Source organism: uncultured Phascolarctobacterium sp., from assembly GCF_937920985.1.
Taxonomy (GTDB): domain Bacteria; phylum Bacillota; class Negativicutes; order Acidaminococcales; family Acidaminococcaceae; genus Phascolarctobacterium_A.
This window is the reverse complement of sequence record NZ_CALDXR010000060.1, coordinates 1-19,500: the sequence shown is the minus strand read 5'-3', so window position 1 is coordinate 19,500 and position 19,500 is coordinate 1. Positions and strand designations below refer to the sequence as shown.

Here is a 19,500-nt window from a genome sequence, read left to right as displayed (position 1 = left end):
ACAGATGAAGCATTACGGACTTTTAGGCGGTAAGCTGGGACACAGCCTTTCACCGCAGATTCACAAGCTGTTTTTTAAATATACCGGCATTGAGGGCGATTATACGCTTCTGGAAACGCTGCAGGAGGACTTGCCTAAGCGTATGGAAGAGCTGCGTGCCAATTATGCGGGCAGCAATGTTACCATTCCGCATAAATTGCACGTTATGCCATTTTTGGACAGCATTACGCGAGAGGCTAAGGCTATCGGAGCTGTAAACACGATTAAGTTCGGTGAAAATGGTGCTGAAGGCTACAATACCGATTACTTCGGCTTCGGCAGAATGCTGGAATACAACAATATTGATGTGCGCGCTAAGCGTGTTGCGGTGCTGGGCACCGGCGGCGCTGCGCGTGCAGTTGTGAAATATATGGTTGATAAGCGTGTCGGCAAGCTGTATCTTGTTACGCGTGATGTTGCGCATGTGGATAAGGATTTCATTAAAATTGCGCCTAAGTGTAAGTTTATTGATTATGACGGCCTGGCAGCGCTGACCGGTGATGTGATTGTCAACTGTACGCCTGTGGGTATGTATCCCAAGGTAAATGCTGCACCTGTTACGCCTGAGGAAATCAGTAATTTTGACGCAGCCGTCGATTTGATTTATAACCCTAAGCAGACGCTGTTCTTGAAGCAGGCTGCCGAGGCAAAGATGCAGACTGTCAACGGCTTGTTCATGCTTGTGGCGCAGGCTGTGGCTGCACAGGAAATCTGGCAGGGTGAAAAATACGACAGCGAATTAATCGTCAAAATCATGCAGGATTTGGAGCAGAGTATATGAAAAACATCGTGCTGATTGGTATGCCTGGCTGCGGTAAAAGCACCTTTGGCAAGCGTATGGCGAAACGCTTGCAGCTGCCGTTTTATGATGCCGATTCTGTCCTCGAGGAGCGTGAGCAGCGCACGATAAAGGCGTTCTTCGCTGAAAGCGAAGATGCGTTCCGCGCAGCGGAAACGCGCACGCTGGCGTATCTGGCGGAATGTGACGGAGCTGTTATCGCGACAGGCGGAGGTGCCGTGAAGCGTGCCGAAAACATGGAGCTGCTGAAGCAGGGCGGTGTTGTAGTTTTTATCGACCGCAAGCCGGAAAACATCATTGGCTGTATTGCCGGTGATGCGCGTCCGTTGCTTGCTGCCGATAAGCAGAAGCTTTATACTTTATATAACGAGCGTATTGCGCTGTACCGCCGATATGCTGATTATACTATTGATAATAACGGCGATTTCGGCAGAGTTCTGCATGAGCTGCTGAATATTGCCGCTAAGCTGGAGGGATAAAGATGCGTAAAATTTTAGTTTTAAATGGTCCTAACATTAATATGCTGGGCATCCGTGAAAAAAATATCTATGGCCGTGATGATTATGACAGCCTGTGTGCTTACATCCGTTCGGCGGCCGACCGCCTTGGCGTAGAGGTGGAGCTGCTGCAGAGCAATTATGAGGGCGATATAGTTACCGCTATTCAGAATGCTTACGGTCATTTTGACGGCATTGTTATCAATCCGGCGGCATTTACGCATTACAGCGTAGCAATTCTGGACGCATTGAAGGCAGTAAATATTCCTGCGATTGAGGTGCATATCAGCAACATCCATCAGCGCGAGGAGTTCCGCCATCATTCTGTAACGGTGGCAGGCTGCGTCGGCCAGATTTGCGGCCTGGGCTTTGCGGGCTATGCGTTGGCAATGGAAGCTTTGAGTGTGTATGAAGCAAAATAGCATATAATAATTTTGGTAAACAGTCTTCGTAGCTTTGCTTTCGGAGGCTGTTTTGTTATAATAAGTATAGAGTAATATTTGCTGACAGAAGCAAGTTTGACAGCTGAATTTTCATAATAGTAAGATAACGTTAAATCATTCTTGGAGGTGATATTATGGGCAAACGTGTAGTAATCGTCGGTGGAGTGGCCGCCGGTATGAAAACGGCGGCGCGCTTACGCAGGCTGGATGCCGAAGCAGAGATTATCGTGCTGGAACGCGGACCGCAACTGAGTTATGGCGCATGCGGCTTTCCGTATTTTATCAGCGGCGAGGTTAAGAGTATGGACAGCTTTGACCATACACCGCAGGGAGCCTTGCGCGACAGTAATTATTTTGCGGCCGTGAAGGGCGTGGATGCCCGCTGTGGCTGTAATGTGCAAAAAATAGACAGAGTGCAAAAATGCGTGCATTATATGGAAAAGGGAGAGCTGAAACAGCTGTCTTATGACGTGCTGGTGTTGGCAACCGGCAGTACGCCGGTGAAGCTTCCCTTGCCTAATGCTGATGCCGCAGGCATTCACAGTTTCTGGTTTCCGTGGGATGTTAATGCAGTAGATAAGGAAATTGCCGAAGGCGGCGTTAAGGATGTAGTTATCATCGGCGCAGGCTTTATCGGTTTGGAGCTTGCAGAAGCTTTTGTGCGCCGCGGTTTGCATACCAGCGTTCTGGAACAGCAGGACAGACTGCTGCCGCAGTTGCTTGATGAGGATATGGCAGCACTGCTGCTGCGTGATACGAAAAATCCGTTGCTCGATATTTATCTGGAGGAAAGAGCAGGTGCTTTTACCGTAGAAAACGGTAAAGTTAGCGGAGTGCAGACGGATAAACGCGTAATCCCGGCACAGTTGGTTATCGTTGCCGTCGGCGTGCGTCCGAACGTGGAGCTGGCGCGTGAGGCCGGTCTTGTTATAGGTCCGAGCGGCTGTATTGCGGTTAACGAATACCTGCAGACAAGCGATGATGCAATTTATGCCGGAGGTGACTGTGCGGAAAATACTCATCGTGTCAGCGGAGCCAAGGTATTTGTGCCTATGGGTTCTACCGCCAACAAGCATGGCCGCGTAATTGCGGATAATATCTGCGGAGCGCGGAAGCAATATCCCGGTGTCCTGGGGACTGCTGCCTGTCGCTTTTTTGCGCAGGAAGCTGGGGCAACCGGTTTGAACGAGCGGACTGCGCGGCAGGCCGGTATTGATTTTGCAAGCGTAGTTGTACCAGGCTTCGATCGTTTGGGTTATATGCCGGGAGTAGGGCGTATTGTGCTGAAGCTGTTGGCGGAAAAGAGCAGCGGCCGCGTATTGGGGGCGCAGGCTGTCGGAGCGAGTGTAGCGAAGCGTATTGATACATTGGCGGCGGCAATTTCTTTAGGTGCAACGCTAGAGGATTTGTCCGGACTTGATCTGGCTTATGCTCCGCCGTTTAATACGCCGATTGAGAATATCGCAACGGCAGCCAATGTCCTGCAAAATAAACTTGACGGACAGCTGCGCAGCATTAATCCTGTAGACTTTGAAAAAAACCGCACGCAGGAGGATTATTTATTCGTTGATGTACGTACGTCGGCAGAGGTAGCAGCTAAGCGTATTGCCGACATTCCGTCGAGAGTAAATCTGCCGCTTGATACCTTGCGGACAGCGGATATCAGCAAGATGGATAAAGAGCAGAAAATAGTTACAGCCTGCCAGATTGATTTGCGTGGCTACGAAGCGGAGGTTATCCTGCGCGCCCGTGGCTTCAGTGATGTTTACAGCCTGGAGGGTGGCATGAGTGGTTGGCCGTATGCGACGGAAAGCGATAACGACAAAAAGTAAGCATTTTAATATTGTTATGCAAGGAGGAGAAAAGCATGAGTGAATTTAGCGAAAAAATTGGCATGGCAGCAGGCAACAATTTTAAGAGCGGTTATAACTGCTGCGAAGCAATTGTGGAAACCTTCCGCAAGGAGGCAGGTGTGAATATTGATGATAATGCTTTCCGTCTGTGCTCCGGTTTTGGCGGCGGCATTGGCCATGCGCGCGATTTGTGTGGTGCGATGGCAGGCTGTGTGATGGTCATCAGTACGTTGGCCGGTCGCAATCAGCCTAGCGATAAACCGTTGGCAGAAATTTATCCGCTGACGCTGGAATTTCATGAGCGCTTTGCCAAGGAATTCGGCTCCTGTGCCTGCGGTGATTTGATGCCCTATGAGTTTAATACGCGTGAGCATTTGAAAAATTGTCTGAAGCTGGTGAATAAGGTGGCGCAGCTGCTGGCAGTGTATCTGGAAGAAAAGGAACTGCTGAAGTAATATTGATAAGCTAAAAGGGGCTGTCGCGTAAGTAAAGCTTACTTGCGGTGACAGTCCCTTAGTTTTTCTTTCTATGTGTGAGAATACGTAAATAAGCTAAAAGCAATAATAAAAAATTGCGGAGCGCTTGTTGACGGCAAAAATAATTGGCTATCAAAACAAATTAATTGAAGTTTTTGCCGTCAACATGCTATACTATTCTTAGATACAACGTAACGGAGGTGAGATGATGAAGTATCTTTCAGTAGCTGAAACAGCGGCAAAGTGGCAGATATCCGAGCGCAGCGTGCGTAATTATTGCGCACAGGGACGTGTGCAGGGAGCAGAGCTGCATGGCAGAGTATGGAGTATTCCGGAAACGGCAGTAAAACCGGAGCGTGTTAATAAGATTAAGCAGAGCGAGCGTAGCTTGTTAAATGTTCTGCAGGAAGAAAAAGCAAGCAGATATGCAGGCGGTATCTATCATAAAACGCAAATTGAGTTGACCTATAACTCTAATCATATGGAAGGCAGCAGACTGACACATGAGCAGACGCGTTATATTTTTGAAACGAATATGATTGGTGTGGAAAATGAAGTTTTGAACGTGGATGATGTTATTGAAACTGCTAATCACTTTCGCTGTATTGATTTGCTTATAGATAAGGCAAAGACTGCTTTATCAGAAAAGCTGATTAGGGAATTGCATTTTATTTTGAAAACCGGCACGAGTGATGCGCGTAAGGATTGGTTTGCTGTCGGTGATTATAAAAAGCTTCCGAACGAGGTTGACGGCAGAGATACAGCTTTGCCGGAAGAGGTTAGCGAGCAGATGCGATCACTTTTGGCAAAATATAATGCGAAAAAGAGTAAGACGTTTAAAGATATTTTGGATTTTCATGTGTGTTTTGAAAGGATTCATCCGTTTCAGGATGGCAACGGACGCATTGGCAGGCTGATTATGTTTAAAGAGTGCCTGAAATATAATATTGTTCCGTTTATTATAGAGGATAATCTGAAAATGTTTTACTATCGAGGCTTAAAGGAGTGGGGGAAGGACAACGGTTATCTGATGGATACCTGCCTTGCTGCGCAGGATAGATATAAGGCATATCTTGATTATTTTAGGATTGAGTATTAAAGCATCTTATATAGAGAAAATAATGATAAGAATTATGTGAAAGCGAGGCGATGAGTGTGCTAATGAATACGGCTGAGTATCTTTCCATTATTGAAAATATTAAGAGTGAAATTACTGCGGCACAATATCGTGCGGCAATTCATGTGAATGCAGATATGCTGCTTCTCTATTATGATATTGGTTGCGTAATCAATGAACATAAATCATGGGGAAACAAGTTTATTGATAACCTTGCAGCAGATATTCGGATTGCTTTTCCAGAAAGCAAAGGATATTCTGTTCGTAATTTGAAGTATATGGCAAAATTCGCAGAGATTTATCCAGACCGAGAATTTGTGCAACAGGTTGTTGCACAAATTCCATGGGGTCAAAATATAGTTCTTCTGGATAAGGTCGCTGATATGGATGAACGTAAATGGTATATCAAAAAGTCAGCGGAAAACGGCTGGTCTCGAAATGTTCTTGTCCATCAGATTGAAAGCAACTTGTATCAGCGGCAGGTTCTGGCAGATAAAGTTACAAATTTTAATCACCGCTTACCGTCTCCGCAAAGTGAACTTGCGGTGCAGACAATGAAAGATCCATATGTATTTGATTTTATTTCTTTCCGGGAGGATATGCTCGAACGGGATATTGAGCAGGCACTTGTTAGGGATGTCACAAAGCTTCTTCTGGAGCTTGGAACAGGGTTTGCTTTTCTGGGAAACCAGTATCACCTGAACGTAGGCGGCGATGATTTTTACATTGATTTGTTGTTCTATAACCTGAATCTTCGCTGTTATGTAGTTATCGAATTGAAAACCGGTGATTTCAAGCCGGAATATGCTGGTCAGCTAAACTTTTATCTGTCAGCCGTGGACGGCATTTTGAAAAAAGAGCAGGATAATCCGTCCATTGGTTTGCTTCTGTGCAAAAGCAAAAACAATGTGGTTGCAGAATATTCACTCAAGGATATTTCAAAGCCGATTGGTGTAAGCGAATACAAAATAACCAGTAGCCTGCCGGATGATCTGGAAAAGCAACTGCCATCTGTTGAAGATATTCAGAAACGGATTAAATAAACATAAGTATGCCGAAAGATTCTTCAAATATAAGGGAGAATGGTTGAACGATATACGACAGAGAATGGGATTTTGATACATAGGAGTGTAAAGCAATGATAAACATTCGTAAATTAGAAGCAGAATTATGGGAATCAGCGGACTTGCTGCGTGCAGGCTCAAAACTGACATCCAATCAGTACTGTATGCCGGTATTGGGATTAATTTTTCTGCGTTATGCATATAGCAGATTTAAAATGGTAGAAGCGGAGATTTTGAATAATCGTCCGTCTCGTGGTGGCAGAGTTATGCCGGTAGAAGCAAGTGACTTTGCTGCTAAAAGTGCGCTCTTTTTACCGAAAGAGGCACAGTACGACTATTTACTGAATCTCCCTAATGATATTTCAGCTGCAGGATTATTGAATAAAGATGGACAGCCTATGACCAGTCTTGGTGAGGTTGTAAATAATGCTATGCAACTGATTGAAGATCAGAGTGAACAACTTACAGGTGTATTGCCAAAGAGTTATACAGATTTCTCTGATTAACTGCTGTCTGAGCTTCTTCGTATCTTTAATAACAGTGCATTGGATGAAGTAGGCGGTGATATTATCGGTCGTATCTACGAGTACTACCTCAATAAATTTGTAAAAAACATCGCATCCGATGATGGCGTGTTTTTTACACCGAAATCATTGGTGAAAATGATTGTAAATATTATTGAACCTAAAAGTGGTATCTTGCCCGAAATTAAGACTATGTATTTAATACAATTTAATATTACTTAACTTAGGGGTGTCGCTAGGGTGTCGGTTTTGAATCGACTTATTTTTTTGACGATAGCTTGACAAATAAGTATGAAAACAATATAATAATATATTCTACACTTAGGAGGTGCACCGAAATGTACTATGCGGTAAGAAAAGGACATACTACAGGTATTTTTGATAATTGGGCAGAAGCACAAGCTGCAACATCCGGATTCTCTGGTTCAGAATATAAGAAATTTAAAACGAAGGAAGAAGCAGAAGCCTACCTCGATAATCGAGATGTTTGGGTTGAACAGGTTGCTGAGGATAACAAAGCTGGGTATCTGGTTGCATTTACAGATGGAAGCTACGATAAGAGCTTGAACAGATATTCCTATGGGGTGTCATTCGTTTTGCCTGATGGAACAGAGGAGAGCATTTGTGGATATGGAAGTAATAAGGAGTATCTGGATAGTAACAACATTATCGGTGAAATTTTTGGTGTAATTAACGCATTTGATTGGGCGATATCTAATGGATTCGAAAAACTGAAAATCTATCATGACTATGAAGGCCTTTCAAAGTGGATAACTGGTGAATGGGGCGCAAAGGCAAAGGTGAGCCAGATGTTTGTCTCATTATACAAATCTAAATTTGAAGATTTTATTAAGGTTGAGTTTATAAAGGTTCCGGGACATAGTAATGTTATATACAATGAAAAAGCGGACCAGCTTGCAAAATCTGCTTTGAATGATAAAAAAAAGGTTGCTGTTCAGGGTGAACACTGGTTTTCTATTCCGTATTTTAACAAGAATGATTTCGATGCATTTTCAGAAATAATCGAAGAGGCGGATGGGAATATTACCCATACAGTTGATAATAAAACTGATAAGGCGATTTATCGTTTTAGACTAAATAGTGACACAGTAACGGTATCATTATTTAAATCAGGACAGCATAAGCTACTAGTACAAGGTAAAAACTCGTATTTGTTCCAAGTCATCACTACCACATTGGTAGAACTGGATGAAAATACTAAAGTAGAACAAATCCTCGGAAACGCATACCGAATGAGCATAAAGAAGGACGTTGTGGACAATGCCTTTGGTCCTATTGAGAACGGACTTCCTAGTGCGTATCCACCGGGAATAAAGCGTTTGATAAAACAGGCCGTAATCAATATGAATTATTATGTAGAAAGTGAAGACTATTCTCAGTATGCCTTTCCCGCATTAAAAGCATTAGAGGGGCATATTAAGTACTTGATTACTTTGGCTGGCGGAATTGTTGGAAGAAACTTCACCTGCTTTGGGTGTGATAAAACGGTTATTCCGAATAAATATGTAGTGCAGGAAGCATTTCCAGATAGAAGCAAAAATAATTATATCGAGAATTGTTATAATTATTACGTGTCACAGAGAAATTCGTCATTCCATTTTGGCGATGTTTTGAGCGAGAATTTCGACAATACAAGAAGCATAAACACAAAAGAAGAGGCAGACGAAATTATTAAGAGATGTATTGATTTAATCAGTACAAATCAATAATATTTTGAAAGGAGGGGCTGCAATGAATACTTTTGTTATTAAAGAAACAAATACAGACGGATATGACAGATTCCTCCTTTGGTTATCATTTGAAAGTCTCATAGACCACCTTCGCAGCATTGAAGAAGCTCCTAATATGGTTAATTCATCAGGGAGGATTTTGATTGACCAGCTCTTTATTACTGGTGATGGAGATAACAGATTTATGTGCTGCGATTTCAAAAACGGTAAATTGGACTTTAAAACAGCGCATATTGTGTCACCGGTGGAGTCATTCCGCAAGGAGACTGTACAATGGTTGCATGATAATTATGGATATGTAGAAAATTCTATTTTGACAGAAAGCCAGCGACAAATGGTTAAAGACGGTATTGCCTTTTAAGAGTAACACAGCCTAACTAGCTTATCAGTGCATGGATTATCAGTATATATCTGATGATGAATATGGAGTTATTGATGATTTTAAAGAAACTTATGTCGAGCCCACAGAGGAGCTTTTGGAAGCAATAAAGGCGTTGAATGTTGCGATGGATGACGATTACTGCGAAGAACAGAATCGGGAACAAAGGGTTAAACTTTCTGAATATGAACTTCAGAAAATATATTTTGAAATCATCAAAGACCTAGTAAAAGAAGCACAGTTATCAGAGATGACAATTCCTATGACAATTTAAATAATCGTGGTTTCATGAACTTGGTTACTGGTAATAATTTTGCTGTTAGCAAGGGAAATAAAAATAACGAAAAAAGACAAGGGATTGCTGTTGAATAAACAGCCAGTATTGTTGTAGTATATTAAGTTTAACTATAATCCCAAAAAACGTAATATCAATGTTTTCGAGACTTATGGAGGAATAGAGAGATTATGATAAAAATTCTCTTTATCTGCCACGGCAATATCTGCCGTTCGCCTATGGCAGAGTTTTTATTGAAGGACATTGTAAAAAAGCGCGGCATTGCCGCTGATTTTGAGATTGAGTCGGCAGCGACGAGCAGGGAAGAAATCGGTAATCCTGTGCATCACGGCACGCGCAATAAGCTGGCGCAGTACGGCATCAGCGTCGCAGGCAAGCATGCGGTACAGGTAACGAAGCGTGACTACGAATATTACGATTTGCTGCTGGCTATGGACAGCAATAATATCCGTAATTTGCGCAGAGTAATTGGTGAAGATACGCAGGGTAAGGTGCATCTTTTGCTCGATTATACCGAGCGTAAGGGTGCAAGCATTGCTGACCCATGGTATACGGGTGACTTTGAAGTGACCTATAAAGATATCATGGAAGGCTTGGAAGGCTTACTGAAGTATCTGAAATATTAAAACAAACAAATTTCCGCGCAAACCGTTAATAAGTTAACACAATTTGCCGTAAAAATAAATAGAATTAATCGAAAACGGTATTTTGCTTGTTTGTTTTAGATTGTGGTGCTACAATAAGTGTTACGGTAAAATAATATAGTTTCCAATGAAGAGAGGTTTTTAAACATGAAATTCGCAACACGTATGGAGCGTATGCAAGCTTCTGAAATCCGCGAGCTGTTAAAATTAACTGCTCAGCCTGATATTATTTCCTTTGCCGGCGGTCTGCCTGCACCGGAGCTGTTCCCTGTAGAAGAAATTGCCAAGGTTTCTCATGACCTGGTACTGAAGGAAGGTCGCCAGCTGCTGCAATATGCAACTACCGAAGGCCGTCCGTCCCTGCGTGCAAAAATTGCTAAACGCATGGCTGATAAATATCACACCAACGTTGATCCCGATGACATTCTGATTACCACCGGTTCTCAACAATGCCTGGACTTCGCAGGCAAGCTGTTCCTGGATCCCGGCGACGTTGTTCTGTGCGAAAGCCCGTCATACCTCGGCGCTTTGAACGCATTCAACGCTTACCAACCGAAATTTGTTGAGGTTCCGACCGATAACGGTGGTCTGATTCCGGAAGAACTGGATAAAATTCTGGAAACCACTCCGAACTGCAAATTTATCTATGTAATTCCTGACTTCCAAAACCCGACCGGTCGTACCTGGTCCATGGAACGCCGTCAAAAATTTATGGAAGTTGTTAACAAACACAACCTGCCTGTACTCGAAGATAATCCGTACGGCGAACTGCGCTATGAAGGCACTATCCTGCCGTCCCTGAAATCTATGGATACCAAAGGCTTGGTTATGTTCCTGGGCACCTTCTCCAAAATCTTCTGCCCGGGCCTGCGTCTTGGCTGGATCGCTGCAGAGCACAGCCTGCTGAGCGAGTTTGTTAAAATCAAACAAAGTGCTGACCTGCACACCTCTAACTTTGACCAAGGCGTTGCAGATGCTTACATGGAACAATACGACCTGGATGAGCACGTTAAAGAAATCGTTGCTCTGTACAAACATCGTCGTGATCTGATTCTCGAATCCATGGAGAAATACTTCCCGGCTGGCACCGAATGGACTCATCCGGAAGGTGGTCTGTTCCTGTGGCTGACATTCCCTGAAGGCGTAAGCGCACGCAAAGTATTCAACAAATGCATCGAGATGAAGGTTGCCGGCGTTATCGGTGATGCTTTCTATCCGAACCAGAAGACTGACCGCAGCATGCGTATCAACTACTCCAACATGCCGGATGACCGCATTGTTGAAGGTATCCAACGCATGGCTAAAGCAATCAAAGAGTGCATGTAATTCTTTGACGGCTTTAGCTGTCTTGTAAATTTTACAGCTGATAAAAATTTAACCCCTGCAGAAAAATTTCTGCAGGGGTATTTTGTATATATGATGTTTTATGCTTTAGCAGCCTTTAAGGTTCTTTCGAACAGAATGTATAAAACTCCGGCAGCCTCGTCACTGAATTTAAAGATACTGTCGGTACCATCGGTGTGATGGAAGGTTACAATGTTGATGCCGTCAAAATCAGCACTGCTGAGAACGTTGAGCGGGATGTGGAAAGCATTTTTCTTACCAATATAAACTAAACGTTGGTTAGTAAGGAAGAACATGCCAAGCTCTTCAATAATAGTCATTTCCTCGGTGAATTTGGGATGCTCGATTTTTTCGCCCTTGAAGGCAACAGTTTCATCAATGCGGAATTTGCGTGTCAGCTCATAGTAATTGTCCTCGCGTTCTATCATTTTGTTTTGGCAGAGACCGCAGTTGGTATAGGCGTGGCAGATTTCACCCGGGTTGAGCGGGAAGGCATCCTGCTTGATATCACCTAAAGGCATATGCTCTGCATTCCACAGGCTGCGGTATTTTTCCAGAGCGCTGACAATATTGTTCTTTAATTCGTAAGGGATATCCAACGTTGCGCAATCGGCACGCAGGGCAGCTTCTTCTTCCGGAGTATAACGCTGTGCGTTGCTGATTTCATCAAACTTCAGGTTGAAGTGTGCTTGGAAAACCTGCTTACGCATGGAAAGACTGTCTTCGTAGTCATAGCCGAATAACCCATTCAATTGTTTGATATCCAGCTTTTCGGTGCCTGCAAGCAAATCACGGCAACGGACAAAATAAGCAGCTGTTTTTGCTGCCTTATCAGCCTGCTTTGCCAGATGCGGCGGCAGTTCCAAAATTTCAGCTAAGTGTGCAAGCTGCGCCCAAAGGCTGTCTTCTTTATTTTGTACTTCAGTGAAGATAACATCTGCCAGCTTGCGGTAAATGCCGCTGCGTTGGTTGAAATTATCATCGTTGAATTTTACGCCCCATTTTTTCAGAGCGTGATGTACATCGTCGGCACTGACAGCCAAAGCATCGGGTGCTGCAGCCAACAGATTATTGAGCTCCTTCCAGCCGTTTTCGGTAGGCTTGCTGCCGAACATTTTTGATAAAAAGCCGCATTCTTCTAATTCTTGCATGCTATATGGTTTCAAATTCTGCACTCTCCTTTACAGGCTCAAGGTCTGCATTTTGATTTTTACGTTGATAAAGTTGTCAGCGATTTACTTTATCGCTAACAATACGAATTTAATCTAAACAATATTATACGCTAAAAGTGTATCTATTGTCTAGAAAGAAAAAGCTTCGGCATTTATCTGCTGTGACTATCTGCCTGCATTGTGTTATAATAGCAATTAGAGAGATGAGAGGGAGATAAAATGTCAATACAAGCTTTTACTTCTGACAACAAAAGCAGCTGGAAGGCAAATTTGCCTGTATTGTGGCTGGGAGTATTTTTATGTTGCGCCAGCTATACTATGTGCATACCGTTTTTGCCTGTTTATCTGCTGCGTGAGCTGCATGTTGCCCAGCCTGATGTTAACTTCTGGGCAGGTATTACCTTTGCCGTAACCTTTATGGGGTCTGCCGTAATGGCACCATATTGGGGTGCTTTGGCTGACCATGTCGGGCAGAGAAAGATGGCGATTCGCGCCGGCTATGGTTTGGCGCTGACCTATTTTCTTACCGGCGTCTGTCAGGATGTCTATCAGCTTCTTCTGGTGCGTATTGTGTGCGGTGTTGTTGCCGGCTTTGTGCCTGCCTGTATGTCGATGGCGTCTTCATCCTTACCGGAGGAGCGTATGGGCTGGGGGATGGGACTGATGCAGACTGCGGTAGCCAGCGGTACAATCATGGGACCGTTGATGGGCGGTTATCTGAGCAGCTGGTTTGGCATGCGTGCTTCGTTTTATGTAGGCAGTCTGGCCTTGTTTATTGCAACTAGTGCCGTAGTGTTTATCGTTAAGGATATGTCCGTACTGAATAAGGGCGCGCGCGAAGCAAGTAATCTGCTAGCTGATTTAAAGAATGCTTTGCATAACAAGGGCCTGTTGTATATTATGGCTATGTTCTTTGTGGTGCAGACCTGCGTAATGCTAATTCAGCCGCTGATTACCTTGTACGTAGGCGAGCTGATGCATGATATGGGTGATGCTGCTATCAAGATGTCCGGTGTAGTTTTCTCGCTGTCCGGCATTACCGGCATTTTGGCTGCGCCGTTTTGGGGAAAACGCGGCCAACGCTTCGGTTATGTGCGCGTTTTCTGCATTGTAACCTTTATTGCCGGTTTTATTAATCTTTTCCAGGTGTTCATCAATACTGTGTGGCAGTTTGCTGCTATTCAGTTTGTTTACGGCCTGTTCCTGGCAGGTGCTGTGCCTAATATCAATGCTAACCTGACACGTGTTACTGCTGCCAATATGCGCGGTAAGGCCTTTGGTCTGGTTACGAGCGCGCAGCAGTTTGGCGGTGTGGTAGGACCGCTTGTTGGCGGTGCCTTGGGCAGCTTTATGAGCTCGCGTTATGTGCTTGTGTTTGCCGGTTGCGTGCTTATGGCCTTAGCCTTGTATTCGTACTTTACGCGTGTGCGTGGCGTGGAGCAGGAGATTGTTAGCTAAATTGATATATATATAATAAAAGACCGTTGCTGCAGGAAAATGCGGCAACGGTTTTGTTTTGAAAAAACATTATGGAATGCTTTTTAATCTTTTGGTTTAGCTGTCAGCCATTGGCGTTTTTGCTCACTTTGCGGGAAAAGCTGATGGTCAAACCACATATAGAAGAAGCGTTCTGCCGGCACAATGCTGTAGCCGTCCTGCAGATGGTCGGTAGTATCATAGGGATCTGCCATAATAAGCACATCGTCACTTTTGTGTGCGGTGCCCATGCTGTCATAACCGATGATGACACGCCAATGTCCTCCCCAGTCAACATTTTCTACAATAATAGGGGTATTATGTTTCAGATTACTCTCGATAAATTTAAGGAAATCCTTATAGTTGTCGGGAGTTTTATCTTTGATGGAGGAATGGAACTCCCAACCGATTTTTTCAAAGTAGTTTACCATGCCCTTGGTGTTGGTGCCGACGGTTTTGCTGCTGCCCATGATTTTGGCAACAGCCAGCTCATCATCGAGCGTTTTGCCTTTGTAATATTTTACAACCATATTTGCAGCGGCCGGACCACAGGTATAATGAGTGATTTGCTGCGTAGTGGCAAATTTCGGCAAAATAGTAAGATGCTCATCAGATTGCATATTATAAAAATCAGGATGTTTAAAATAGGGTGAATCCTTGATATCGTGTTTGCCTACGAATTGTGCGGCACCGGCTGCCGGTGTGCTTCCTGGTGTGCCGATGGGCATAGGGGATTGCTGAAAAAGATAATTAAGGCCGCCTAAAATGACTAGCAGGCAAACAATGGCCGTTAAAATGCGCTTTGTTTTCATAGCTGCTCTCCTAAACTGAGTGTAGTTTTACGCTTAAGATGCTTATGGACTGCTGTGAGCAAAGCTTCTTTTTCGTTGGGAAGATTACCTGATTGTACGCGTTCCAGCAGGTAGGATAAAATATTTTTAATGTCAGCCTTGGGAATAAGCTCCAGCAGCCCGCGTCCGCCGATGGCAAGATCCTTGGTGCATACAGGCATGCGTGTGCGTACCAGTTCCACAACCTGACGGCCTAAAAGGCGACCTTCGGCCATCAGCTGTTCGTTTTCGCGGGCGTGGGTTGCTCCCATATCAGCAAGAAAAACTTCGACCAGCAGACTGTAGGCCTGCGTCAGCTCTGCCTGCGTGCGAAAGCCGGAGTTGGCGGCTTCGCTGCGCACCCAGCGCAGCAGGGTGCGCTCGCCGGTGAGCAGCATAGGCGCGAAGCGCATATGCTGCGCTACCAGCCAGGTAACCAAATGTATAAAGCTTTTGTTATAGCCTAGGCGTGTCAGGATAGCTTTAGCCATTTTTGCGCTTTCTGCTTCGTGGCCGGGATCGCTTGGCTGTCCTTCCTTGTTCAGCTTGCGGACATTCGGCAAGCCCTTGCCAAGATCGTGCAGCACTAACGCCCAACGGATGGTTAAATCACGCGGGCTGCTGTCAATTGCCAACAGTGTGTGCTCCCAGGTATCGTATAAATGAAAGCGCGGATTTTGGTGCAGTCCTAAAAGGTGCAGTGCTTCCGGAAGAATGGGAATGAGAGTATCGTTGCCGTTTTCGCGGGCATGACAGTTTGTACCTAAAAGGCCTGTTGCCATCATCAGCATTAAGCCCTTGCCTGCATATTCAGATGTAAGGAGCTTTTCCAGTTCCTTGCGTACACGCTCCAACGAAAGACCGGCGCAGCGTTCTATCGGAAAGCTATAGCCATGCGGCAGGTAGTAGGGGGTGTTCGGCGCACCGCAGGCAGGCAGTGCTTCGCAGCCTGCCTGCTCGTACGTAAAGCCGAGCTGTGCCACAAAGCGGCAGGCACGCAGCATACGTAGAGCGTCCTCTTGAAAGCGTTGCTTAGCGTCACCTACGGTGCGCAAAATTTTCTGCTGCAAATCCTGCTGACCGCCAAAGTAATCATACAATGTGCCGTCCAGTGATAGCGCCATAGCGTTGACAGTAAAATCGCGACGGCTCAAATCCTCGCGCAGACTGCTGCAAAACCACGTTGCAGCAGGGCGATGCATATCTTCGTCGTTATAGCGTTCGCCGCGGAAGGTTGTTACTTCGGTAGCAACGCCGTCGATAACAATGACTACACAGCCGAAATTATGACCTAATTGGTCAACAGTTTTCCAACCATTTTGCTTGCAAACTGCCAGAACCTGCTCCGGCAGAGCATTGGTAGTGATATCGTAATCGTCCGGTGATTTGCCTAAAAGCAGGTCACGCACGGCACCGCCGACAAGATAGGCTTCATAGCCGGCAGCGTTCAAGGCAGACAGTATTTTTTTTGTATAACTTGGAAAAAATAAATCAGGCATTTTACAAATCTCCTGCCGGCTTAGTATTCTATACCGTCATCCTTGAGCCGGTATTCTACATTAATACCGAAATACTCCCAAAGAATTTCCTTAAGCTCGGCACCGGTGTTAATTTTATAGCGGTACTTAACGCGACCGCCGAGGTAAAATTTTAAATAGTTGCCGCGAACGGTAATATTGCAGTCCTCGCGGAAAATAGACAGCTTTTTGCTTTTGATAAACGGTGAGTCTGGATGTGCGTCGCACCAGAAGCTGGCGGTAATAAAGTCTTTGTCTATCTGCGGCTCTTCGGTAAAGCCAAAGAGGCGTTTCCAAATTTTGCCGCGCTCCTTTTGCCAAAGCAGCCAACCCCAAAACTCACTGCGGGTAAATTTGTATTGGCTGATGCCGTCGCTTTGAATCAGGCCTTCAGTAATTTCCAGCGGCACACGCGGGCTTTCGCTGTTCACACCGACATCGGTAAGATAACGCTTATCGCCTAAAGCTACACACATTACGCGGTGGCGGCGCAGCTGGTAGGTTTCCATTTTATCGATAAAGCGGGCGGAATAGCTGGTCACATCAAAGCCCAGGGATTCCAAAAGCCAGTTGTAAAGTCCGTTCAGCTCAAAGCAGATACCGCCGCGGTTGTGCATGATAACCTTATTGAACATATCCTGTCTTTTGAGCGAGGTAATTTTGCCGTTTAGACAGTCAAAATTTTCATAGGGAATATATTTGAGGTGCGCGTCCTGCAATTTAGTCAAGGTTGCTAAATTAACAGTTGGCTCAAAGTCGTTGAGCTGCAGCTTGCGCAGGTATTGTTCTATTTGCAGCTTCTTCATCGGCCGTCCGTTGATATCTGCGTAATTTGGCAAAGCAATCATCTCCATCATCAGGTTCACGGCATCAGCTTAGCCATGAAACCTGTCTAATCTTCTCTCAATTATTTATTGTAACATTTATTTTGCAGGAAATAAACTATTTTACTTTGAAGAGTTGGAATAGCATAGCATATATCTGCACTGCTGGCGACAATAAAAAGACTATTCCTGTGTGGAATAATTTTAATGCCAAACAAGAATAAGATAAACAAAACTACCGTTTTACAAAGTAATTCCTAAGTGTTATTATATAAATGGCGATTCTGTTATATTTAATATTCCCGTTGTTACACTCTCAAATACACTCTCAAATAAATTTTTTGGAGGTTTCCGATGGCTCTGTTATCCTTGGGTTTTTTACTGCTGGCGATAATGCTTGGTTTTATCCGTAAAATGAATACGGGTCTTTTGTGCATAGCTTTTGCCTTGCTTTTGGGACGTATGGCAGGCATCAGTGATGCGGAAATTATTAAAGGCTTCAATGCTTCTTTGTTTCTGATGCTTTTGGGTGTAACTTATTTGTTCAGTTTGGCACAGATTAACGGCAGTCTGGATTTACTGGCACAAAAAGTTATTTCCTTAGCAGGTAAGCGTGTTTACCTGATTCCGATCATTATTTATGTATTCTCGATTATACTTGCTGCGCTTGGTCCCGGATCTGTACCGACTATGGCTATAATGATGGTTTTTTCCATGTCCTTGGCAGCAGAAATGAAAATCAGTCCAGTGCTGCTTTCAACCTTAACTGTTTTGGGTTCTTGCGCCGGTGGTTTATCACCGCTTGCTGCTACCGGCATTATCGGTGCGAATCTGTGCGCAGAGTTTGGCTTAACCGGTATTGAAAATGATTTTCTTATGAATGGTATTCTTTCATTTACTATTTATGCCGTTATTATCTATATTTTGTTGGGAGGCTATAAGCTGCGTTCTGCTGTTGTGGAGCAGAAAAAAGAAGTTCCCTGCTTTAACAAAAGGCAGCTGACGACTATTGCCGGTATTGTAGTGATGGTGCTTATGGTTATGCTTTTGCGTATTAATGTCGGACTGGTCAGCTTTGCAGTTGCTGCGGTATTGTCCTTTTTACGTGTTTCCGATGAGAGCAAAGCTATCAGGCACATTCCTTGGAATACGCTGCTGCTGATTACCGGTGTCGGTGTTTTGATGCAGCTGATTATAGATCTCGGCGGTATTGAGGTGCTTTCCAATGTGCTTGTTTCGCTGATGAGCGCTAAAAGTGCTGCCGCTGTTATGGGACTTACCTCCGGTATTATGAGCTGGTTCAGCTCAAGCAGCGGTGTTGTTATGCCTACGCTGCTGCCGACTGTGCCGCATGTTGCCCAGCAGCTTGGCGGGGTGAATGAGTTCGAATTGGCTTCCTCGATTACAACGATTTCACATGTCGCTGCCATCAGTCCGCTTTCTACAGGCGGTGCATTGGCGTTGGCAGCATATGCTTCGGCCGCTAATGCTAATCAGAAGCAGCAGCAGAATCTGTTTATGAAAATGTTCGGCGTTTCTGCGCTGGGCGTTTCCGTGTTGTGTGTTTTCTCTTATTTCGGTATGTTCCATTGGTTGCTGTGAGGTAAAAATTTTATAATAATCTTTTGGTCTTCGTGCATATTCGGATGTGTGCGAAGACTTTTTTGTTGCAGCGTGCATTCCTTTACATACGTAATATTACGTAGTATAATAAATTAAAGGAGGTTGCGTTTATGCCACTAACCCCTAAAGAAATGATCAGATTGCTTTTACAAAATGGTTTTGTTTATGTGAAGAGCAATAATGGTTCTCATCAAAAATATTTTAATCCACAGCGGAATATAACTGTTGCTGTACCTTTGCATACTAAAGAATTAAAGAAAGGCTTAGAACAGGCTATTTTAAAGCAGGCTGGATTAAAACGATAAGGAGAAGAAAGGAGCGTATTATGTCTAAAAAATATTTTTATCCGGTAATTTTTGAACCTGAGGAAGTAGGCGTTTCTGTGTATGTTCCGGATATTCCCGGCTGCAATACTCAAGGAGATTCTTTGGAAGAAGCTTTGGAGATGGTGCAGGAAGTGATTGGCCTGATGTTGGAAGGTAAAAAGCCTGAAGAATATCCTCAGGCATCAAAACCCAATGAAATCAATCTGGAAGGCAATCAATTTGTGATGATGGTTGCTTTTGATAAGCTTGCTTATGACAAAAAGTATAATGCGAAGGCTGTAAAGAAGACGCTCTCGATTCCTGCATGGCTTAATAATCTGGCAATTGATAACGATATTAATTTTTCAAATTTGTTGCAGCGTGCCTTGATTAATGAATTGGGATTAAATGCACGTTAATTTATAGAAGCAAAAAAAGCCGCAGACTCAGAGAAAAATCTCCTGAGCCGGCGGCTTTTTTTGGTGCGCCCAGCATGGGCGATAACTAGGTGGTGAAAGTCCACTACGC

20 protein-coding genes and 1 pseudogene are annotated in these 19,500 nt (G+C 44.3%); 17 read left to right on the top strand and 4 right to left on the bottom strand.

Going from position 1 to position 19,500, the window contains the following annotated elements; all coding sequences use genetic code 11:
- The first annotated feature begins 4 nt into the window (after positions 1-4).
- From aroE to Q0612_RS10530, 13 genes and pseudogenes are all read left to right on the top strand, one after another.
- Positions 5-820 (top strand): shikimate dehydrogenase, encoded by an 816-nt coding sequence (aroE, locus tag Q0612_RS10590; protein WP_298884470.1) that lies wholly within the window; start codon positions 5-7, stop codon positions 818-820.
- Positions 817-1,317 carry a shikimate kinase gene (locus tag Q0612_RS10585; RefSeq protein ID WP_298884467.1) on the top strand — a complete coding sequence of 167 codons (501 nt, stop codon included), beginning with the start codon at positions 817-819 and terminating at the stop codon, positions 1,315-1,317. The genes aroE and Q0612_RS10585 overlap by 4 nt, the downstream gene beginning before the upstream one ends.
- A gap of 2 nt (positions 1,318-1,319) precedes the next feature.
- A complete protein-coding gene (gene aroQ, locus Q0612_RS10580; protein WP_009144674.1) occupies positions 1,320-1,757 on the top strand; it encodes a type II 3-dehydroquinate dehydratase in 438 nt (145 codons plus the stop codon).
- A gap of 155 nt (positions 1,758-1,912) precedes the next feature.
- On the top strand, positions 1,913-3,610 hold the full coding sequence (locus Q0612_RS10575; RefSeq protein ID WP_298884463.1) for an FAD-dependent oxidoreductase: 1,698 nt from the start codon (positions 1,913-1,915) through the stop codon (positions 3,608-3,610).
- 35 nt (positions 3,611-3,645) lie between these two features.
- Positions 3,646-4,086: a C-GCAxxG-C-C family protein gene (locus Q0612_RS10570; RefSeq protein WP_298884460.1), complete on the top strand. Its 441-nt coding sequence runs from the start codon at positions 3,646-3,648 to the stop codon at positions 4,084-4,086.
- Between the two features lie 229 nt (positions 4,087-4,315).
- Positions 4,316-5,206, top strand: coding sequence for a Fic family protein (locus tag Q0612_RS10565; RefSeq protein WP_367181738.1), 891 nt, complete (start codon positions 4,316-4,318; stop codon positions 5,204-5,206).
- A gap of 62 nt (positions 5,207-5,268) precedes the next feature.
- Positions 5,269-6,267 carry a YhcG family protein gene (locus tag Q0612_RS10560; protein WP_298884454.1) on the top strand — a complete coding sequence of 333 codons (999 nt, stop codon included), beginning with the start codon at positions 5,269-5,271 and terminating at the stop codon, positions 6,265-6,267.
- A gap of 95 nt (positions 6,268-6,362) precedes the next feature.
- Positions 6,363-6,989 (top strand): annotated as a pseudogene (locus Q0612_RS10555) (type I restriction-modification system subunit M N-terminal domain-containing protein); the annotation flags it as partial.
- Between the two features lie 161 nt (positions 6,990-7,150).
- Positions 7,151-8,542 (top strand): viroplasmin family protein, encoded by a 1,392-nt coding sequence (locus Q0612_RS10550; RefSeq protein ID WP_298884449.1) that lies wholly within the window; start codon positions 7,151-7,153, stop codon positions 8,540-8,542.
- A gap of 22 nt (positions 8,543-8,564) precedes the next feature.
- Positions 8,565-8,924: a type II toxin-antitoxin system RnlB family antitoxin gene (locus Q0612_RS10545; RefSeq protein ID WP_298884446.1), complete on the top strand. Its 360-nt coding sequence runs from the start codon at positions 8,565-8,567 to the stop codon at positions 8,922-8,924.
- Positions 8,925-8,955: 31 nt separating this feature from the next.
- Positions 8,956-9,216 (top strand): hypothetical protein, encoded by a 261-nt coding sequence (locus Q0612_RS10540; RefSeq protein WP_298884444.1) that lies wholly within the window; start codon positions 8,956-8,958, stop codon positions 9,214-9,216.
- A 191-nt stretch (positions 9,217-9,407) separates the two neighbouring features.
- Positions 9,408-9,863, top strand: coding sequence for a low molecular weight protein-tyrosine-phosphatase (locus tag Q0612_RS10535; protein WP_298884442.1), 456 nt, complete (start codon positions 9,408-9,410; stop codon positions 9,861-9,863).
- Between the two features lie 165 nt (positions 9,864-10,028).
- Positions 10,029-11,207 carry a PLP-dependent aminotransferase family protein gene (locus Q0612_RS10530; RefSeq protein ID WP_249747784.1) on the top strand — a complete coding sequence of 393 codons (1,179 nt, stop codon included), beginning with the start codon at positions 10,029-10,031 and terminating at the stop codon, positions 11,205-11,207.
- A gap of 98 nt (positions 11,208-11,305) precedes the next feature.
- Here Q0612_RS10530 and Q0612_RS10525 read toward each other — a convergent pair whose 3' ends face one another.
- Positions 11,306-12,391, bottom strand: a complete 1,086-nt coding sequence (locus Q0612_RS10525) for a hypothetical protein (RefSeq protein ID WP_298884437.1) — start codon at positions 12,389-12,391, stop codon at positions 11,306-11,308.
- A gap of 225 nt (positions 12,392-12,616) precedes the next feature.
- Between Q0612_RS10525 and Q0612_RS10520 the strand changes: the two genes are divergently transcribed.
- Positions 12,617-13,855 carry an MFS transporter gene (locus Q0612_RS10520; RefSeq protein ID WP_298884435.1) on the top strand — a complete coding sequence of 413 codons (1,239 nt, stop codon included), beginning with the start codon at positions 12,617-12,619 and terminating at the stop codon, positions 13,853-13,855.
- A gap of 83 nt (positions 13,856-13,938) precedes the next feature.
- Here the strand turns inward: Q0612_RS10520 and Q0612_RS10515 are convergent, their stop codons facing one another.
- The 3 genes from Q0612_RS10515 to Q0612_RS10505 are packed head-to-tail and all read right to left on the bottom strand — an operon-like array spanning position 13,939 to position 17,068.
- The gene (locus tag Q0612_RS10515) at positions 13,939-14,685 is read right to left on the bottom strand and encodes a C39 family peptidase (protein WP_298884433.1); all 747 of its coding nucleotides are present in this window, start codon (positions 14,683-14,685) and stop codon (positions 13,939-13,941) included.
- A complete protein-coding gene (locus tag Q0612_RS10510) occupies positions 14,682-16,202 on the bottom strand; it encodes a CCA tRNA nucleotidyltransferase (RefSeq protein ID WP_298884430.1) in 1,521 nt (506 codons plus the stop codon). Before Q0612_RS10510 ends, Q0612_RS10515 begins: the two co-directional genes overlap by 4 nt.
- Positions 16,203-16,222: 20 nt before the next feature.
- Complete coding sequence (locus Q0612_RS10505) at positions 16,223-17,068, bottom strand: arylamine N-acetyltransferase (protein WP_298884555.1); 846 nt, start codon at positions 17,066-17,068, stop codon at positions 16,223-16,225.
- 330 nt (positions 17,069-17,398) lie between these two features.
- On the opposite strand from Q0612_RS10505, the gene Q0612_RS10500 reads away from it, so the two are divergent.
- The 3 genes from Q0612_RS10500 to Q0612_RS10490 all read left to right on the top strand — a co-directional run bounded on the left by Q0612_RS10500 (position 17,399) and on the right by Q0612_RS10490 (position 19,391).
- On the top strand, positions 17,399-18,646 hold the full coding sequence (locus Q0612_RS10500; RefSeq protein WP_298884427.1) for an SLC13 family permease: 1,248 nt from the start codon (positions 17,399-17,401) through the stop codon (positions 18,644-18,646).
- A 131-nt stretch (positions 18,647-18,777) separates the two neighbouring features.
- Positions 18,778-18,972, top strand: coding sequence for a type II toxin-antitoxin system HicA family toxin (locus Q0612_RS10495; RefSeq protein WP_021720504.1), 195 nt, complete (start codon positions 18,778-18,780; stop codon positions 18,970-18,972).
- Positions 18,973-18,992: 20 nt separating this feature from the next.
- Positions 18,993-19,391 carry a type II toxin-antitoxin system HicB family antitoxin gene (locus Q0612_RS10490; protein ID WP_293723088.1) on the top strand — a complete coding sequence of 133 codons (399 nt, stop codon included), beginning with the start codon at positions 18,993-18,995 and terminating at the stop codon, positions 19,389-19,391.
- Positions 19,392-19,500 lie beyond the last annotated feature (109 nt).

Coding starts and splice junctions, on each gene's coding strand:
- aroE (WP_298884470.1), top strand. CDS start 5: ATGAAGCATTACGGACTTTTAGGCGGTAAGCTGGGACACAGCCTTTCA.
- Q0612_RS10585 (WP_298884467.1), top strand. CDS start 817: ATGAAAAACATCGTGCTGATTGGTATGCCTGGCTGCGGTAAAAGCACC.
- aroQ (WP_009144674.1), top strand. CDS start 1,320: ATGCGTAAAATTTTAGTTTTAAATGGTCCTAACATTAATATGCTGGGC.
- Q0612_RS10575 (WP_298884463.1), top strand. CDS start 1,913: ATGGGCAAACGTGTAGTAATCGTCGGTGGAGTGGCCGCCGGTATGAAA.
- Q0612_RS10570 (WP_298884460.1), top strand. CDS start 3,646: ATGAGTGAATTTAGCGAAAAAATTGGCATGGCAGCAGGCAACAATTTT.
- Q0612_RS10565 (WP_367181738.1), top strand. CDS start 4,316: ATGAAGTATCTTTCAGTAGCTGAAACAGCGGCAAAGTGGCAGATATCC.
- Q0612_RS10560 (WP_298884454.1), top strand. CDS start 5,269: ATGAATACGGCTGAGTATCTTTCCATTATTGAAAATATTAAGAGTGAA.
- Q0612_RS10550 (WP_298884449.1), top strand. CDS start 7,151: ATGTACTATGCGGTAAGAAAAGGACATACTACAGGTATTTTTGATAAT.
- Q0612_RS10545 (WP_298884446.1), top strand. CDS start 8,565: ATGAATACTTTTGTTATTAAAGAAACAAATACAGACGGATATGACAGA.
- Q0612_RS10540 (WP_298884444.1), top strand. CDS start 8,956: ATGGATTATCAGTATATATCTGATGATGAATATGGAGTTATTGATGAT.
- Q0612_RS10535 (WP_298884442.1), top strand. CDS start 9,408: ATGATAAAAATTCTCTTTATCTGCCACGGCAATATCTGCCGTTCGCCT.
- Q0612_RS10530 (WP_249747784.1), top strand. CDS start 10,029: ATGAAATTCGCAACACGTATGGAGCGTATGCAAGCTTCTGAAATCCGC.
- Q0612_RS10520 (WP_298884435.1), top strand. CDS start 12,617: ATGTCAATACAAGCTTTTACTTCTGACAACAAAAGCAGCTGGAAGGCA.
- Q0612_RS10515 (WP_298884433.1), bottom strand. CDS start 14,685: ATGAAAACAAAGCGCATTTTAACGGCCATTGTTTGCCTGCTAGTCATT.
- Q0612_RS10510 (WP_298884430.1), bottom strand. CDS start 16,202: ATGCCTGATTTATTTTTTCCAAGTTATACAAAAAAAATACTGTCTGCC.
- Q0612_RS10505 (WP_298884555.1), bottom strand. CDS start 17,068: ATGATTGCTTTGCCAAATTACGCAGATATCAACGGACGGCCGATGAAG.
- Q0612_RS10500 (WP_298884427.1), top strand. CDS start 17,399: ATGGCTCTGTTATCCTTGGGTTTTTTACTGCTGGCGATAATGCTTGGT.
- Q0612_RS10495 (WP_021720504.1), top strand. CDS start 18,778: ATGCCACTAACCCCTAAAGAAATGATCAGATTGCTTTTACAAAATGGT.
- Q0612_RS10490 (WP_293723088.1), top strand. CDS start 18,993: ATGTCTAAAAAATATTTTTATCCGGTAATTTTTGAACCTGAGGAAGTA.